At 84.5% G+C, this 543-nt stretch carries 1 protein-coding gene; it reads left to right on the top strand.

Annotated elements, in window-relative coordinates; genetic code table 11:
• Positions 1 to 470 (top strand): FliH/SctL family protein (locus tag KVT14_RS20090; RefSeq protein WP_254631389.1); only part of this gene is annotated, 470 nt, incomplete at its 5' end.
• Positions 471 to 543 lie beyond the last annotated feature (73 nt).

Here is a 543-nt window from a genome sequence, read left to right as displayed (position 1 = left end):
CCGCCGAGCACGCCGACGCCCTCGCCGTGCTGGCCCGGAGCGCCCGGGCCGCGGCCGACCGCAGCGCGCCGGTGCTCGCGTCCGCCGAGCACGCGCTGCACGCGGCCGCGCTCGACCTGGCCGCCGCCGTGCTCGGCGCCGAGCTGTCGGACGCGCCGACGTCCGCCGCGGCGGCGCTCGCCCGGGTCCGCGCGCTCGACCCGGCGCGCGAGGTGCACACCGTCCGGCTGCACCCGCGGGACCTCGCGGTGGTCCGCGCCGCGCTGGCGGGCGAGGCCCCGGCCGGCGGCGACGTGCTCGCCGGCCTGCCCGACCTCACCGGCGTCGAGCTCGTCGCCGACCCGGCGCTCGCCCCCGGCGACGCCGTCGGGGAGTTCCCCGACGGCCACCTCGACGCGCGCCTCGGCGCGGCGCTCGACCGCGCCCGGGCGGCCCTCGCCGCAGGCGCGGGTGAGGCCGGCGCCCGATGAGCACGCCCACCGCCGCCGCCGTGCTGCCGACCCCGCGCGCCGGGGCCGCCGCGGGTCCGGCGTCCGCCCTCCC

This window comes from Cellulomonas sp. GbtcB1 (assembly GCF_019091725.1).
GTDB lineage: Bacteria > Actinomycetota > Actinomycetes > Actinomycetales > Cellulomonadaceae > Cellulomonas.
This window is presented reverse-complemented; position numbering and strand designations above follow the sequence as displayed.